The organism is Plectonema radiosum NIES-515 (assembly GCF_025753815.1).
Classification (GTDB): domain Bacteria; phylum Cyanobacteriota; class Cyanobacteriia; order Cyanobacteriales; family Nostocaceae; genus Hassallia; species Hassallia radiosum_A.
Genome location: NZ_JAOWRF010000141.1, coordinates 11,135 through 14,151, shown reverse-complemented (window position 1 = coordinate 14,151; position 3,017 = coordinate 11,135). Strand labels below are relative to the sequence as shown.

Annotated in this window: 4 protein-coding genes and 1 pseudogene; 2 read left to right on the top strand and 3 right to left on the bottom strand. The window is 42.8% G+C overall.

Going from position 1 to position 3,017, the window contains the following annotated elements; translation table 11 throughout:
* Both OGM63_RS09490 and OGM63_RS09485 read right to left on the bottom strand, forming a co-directional pair.
* Positions 1–209, bottom strand: a pseudogene (locus tag OGM63_RS09490) (hypothetical protein); the annotation flags it as partial.
* Positions 210–250: 41 nt separating this feature from the next.
* A complete protein-coding gene (locus OGM63_RS09485; RefSeq protein ID WP_263745271.1) occupies positions 251–391 on the bottom strand; it encodes a hypothetical protein in 141 nt (46 codons plus the stop codon).
* A 122-nt stretch (positions 392–513) separates the two neighbouring features.
* On the opposite strand from OGM63_RS09485, the gene OGM63_RS09480 reads away from it, so the two are divergent.
* A complete protein-coding gene (locus OGM63_RS09480; protein WP_263745270.1) occupies positions 514–1,125 on the top strand; it encodes a ParB/RepB/Spo0J family partition protein in 612 nt (203 codons plus the stop codon).
* A gap of 51 nt (positions 1,126–1,176) precedes the next feature.
* On the top strand, positions 1,177–1,854 hold the full coding sequence (locus OGM63_RS09475) for a polysaccharide deacetylase family protein (RefSeq protein WP_263745269.1): 678 nt from the start codon (positions 1,177–1,179) through the stop codon (positions 1,852–1,854).
* A 264-nt stretch (positions 1,855–2,118) separates the two neighbouring features.
* Here OGM63_RS09475 and OGM63_RS09470 read toward each other — a convergent pair whose 3' ends face one another.
* Complete coding sequence (locus tag OGM63_RS09470) at positions 2,119–2,478, bottom strand: helix-turn-helix transcriptional regulator (protein WP_263745268.1); 360 nt, start codon at positions 2,476–2,478, stop codon at positions 2,119–2,121.
* Between the last annotated feature and the right edge of the window lie 539 nt (positions 2,479–3,017).

Below are 3,017 nucleotides of genomic sequence, written 5' to 3'. Positions count from 1 at the left end.
GGGGGATGGGGGGAAAGAAAAATTACTTTGTATTTCACTCTCCGGATCTTTTCTTTGACTTTTGACAAAAGCCATTGCGTTGATACACAGGTTGCGATCGCAACTCCAATCAACTCTGGTCGCAGCGTCCAATCTCTTGTACCAATTCCCAAGATTAGGAATAAGGAAAGAAATAAAATTTGATAATCTCGTATATCTTTGAGCAGCATTGCCCCTAAAATCAGTGATTTCCCGAATGTGTGTCACCAATTTAAACGGGTAGAGGCAAAAATGATGCTGCCGTTACAAATTTTGTTACAGCTGGGTCGGTAAATATTGATAATTGCCATACAAGACGCACGACTGTAGGCAAAGCCTGTCCACCACAGCCAATCACCATCGACCGAGACATAATTCAAGCCACTACAGACGTAATCTGGAAAACTAAGACTGCTGGTGGTAGTTATCTTTGTTCAAGAGCAAACGCTCAAATCTGAGGATTCTTGAGATCTGAACTCAAGAGATTGAGGAACCATGAGTTGTCAAAGACCAAACCACCTGCGGGACTTAACACTTACAGATGAGGAACCCGTAACATTTGTAATACTTACGAATTTACGTTTGTCAACGCAGCAACCCCGACGATACTTTGACGAAGCAGCTATACAGGATTTGGTTGCCTCCATTAAATATCATGGTATTTTACAGCCTCTGTTAGTACGTCCCTTGCCTGAGAAGGGGTACGAAATCCTCAATGGAGAACGACGCTATCAGGCAGCTCAAAAAGCTGGACTAACAGAAGTTCCCGTGATTATTCGTCAAATCAATGACGAAGAAGCGTTGCAGTACGCACTGATAGAGGATTTACGACGAGGAGACTTGAATTTGGCACAAGAAACCGAGACGGTTTTGCAACTGCTTTCTGTCTGCCTTGGCAAACCCAAAGCAGATATTCCGCCGTTTCTTTATCGAAAATATTATGATGCCATTATACAAATGAATCACAAGGTTGTGATTTATGATTCTGAAATTGAGGTGGTCAAGTGGGTTTTTGCTCATGTGGGAAAGATGAGCTGGCAAACTTTTACCCGCAAACGTCTACCACTACTAAGCCTTGCGACATATAAAGGTTGGCTTTTGTCATAATTGTGGTTCATTCACCTGAAAAACCCTGTAAAACTCTTCACTAGACTCAAGATGCAATTCGCTTCGCTATATCCGCTTGTTTACCGAATTCTCAAACCAACGTTTCCTAAGTGTCTTTGGTGTGGCAATCCAAATTCTAAAGCGATCGCACTCACCTTTGATGATGGTCCCCATCCGCAATATACACCGGAACTTTTAGCGGTTTTAGACCGCTATAATATTAAAGCTAGTTTTTTTTGGTTGGGTGTTTGCGTGAATCGAAATCCAGCGATCGCCAAAACAATATGCGATCGCGGTCACTGGATCGGATTGCATAGCTACGATCATCGCAATTTCCCCATGCTTTCCTCAACTGAACTTCAGCAAAGCTTAGAAAAAACCCAAGCTGCAATTCATCATGCTTGCAATCTGCAACCGTCACAACTACGTGATGTCCGACCCCCCAACGGCTTCTTTACACCGGAAACTTTAAAATTATTACATCAGTGGAATTACCGCCCTGTTATGTGGAGCGTTGTCCCAGAAGATTGGGTAAGACCAGGAGTCGCTACCGTAGTGCAGCGAGTTCTCCAGCAAGTACAAAACGGCTCACTGATTGTTTTGCATGATGGCGTTTGCGGCGGACAAGATGTTGCCGCAACAGCACAAAGTCTGATTCCCCAATTGCTACAACAAGGCTACCACTTTGTGACAGTTGATACTTTATGGCAGGAAGTCGCATCCAGGTAATAATCATCACCTATAAGATGAGTGCTGGCACTAATAGTTAATCAACATTGCCGATGAATTGTTGCTATCTATGAAGGCACTGCCAAGTAATACCCTTTTAGAGTAGAATAATAGTATGGCAATGGTGTCCCGCATACATTTCAATTTAGGTAGTATACGCACTTTCTCACTTGCTTTTCTGACGTGCCAATAGTCAAGCAATCAAGTACCAACAGTAGTTGGCTGGTGGTTATGACCGAAGAAATTAGGAATGAGTGAATTTACTTAAGATACGTTGGAGTTGCTTCTAACGACTTTGCCCTTGTGAGCTACTTCAGGTTGGGGTGTGCTGGCAAGTGTTGGCTCGTCAGTCCCCAATAGGTCATGTATCTGGCTCAGGGATCTTGATGTTTTTGGCGAAACTTCTTCTGGGGATGCATTTACGTACTCAATCAAGTCTTCTACCTGACAGTTTAAAGCTTGGCAAAATCTTACGATTCTTTCAATATGGTCTGTTCCAGTCCTGCCACTCTCCCAGTTCTGGATGGTGCTTTCAGTCACCCCGACAAGACGTGATAGCTCAAGCTGGGTCAGCCCTGCTTTGTCACGCAGAAAAGCGATTCTTGGTTTTGCTTTCTGTTTCACAGCTACAGCACTTTATATCTTAACTTATAGTCGTAGATCCTAGCACCAAAAAAAAGCAGCGCCCAGGAATTTCCCAAAAAAACTTTTGCCCAAACTCTTGACACCCCTAAGAACTTTGGGTAAAACTATTGAATATGAGATTCACCTCATTTAGAGGTTATATCAAGGACAGATGAAGCGCACCCATTCAATTTCAAAAAAACTTTCAGAAAAATCCGGAATGGTGCGACTTTGATTTGAAGCTCATCAAATCAAACGACAATGTAAAAAACTGAGAACTCCTCATTTTCTAAGCATTTATACGCAAATAAGTTCCCGGATTTATAAGTCAGTTTGAACCAACTACAACACACAAATAATGAGGTCTAGAAATATTATGTTGAAGAATCTGACATTTGGAATCTTAGCTGCGGCTTTAGCGATCGCTCCTGGTGCAGCATTTGCAGGTCAAGGTCAAAGCAACGTACAAATCACTGAGCAAAACGGTAGTGCAATCAATGGTAGCACCAACGCTCAAACCTCCACAAGCACCAACGTTC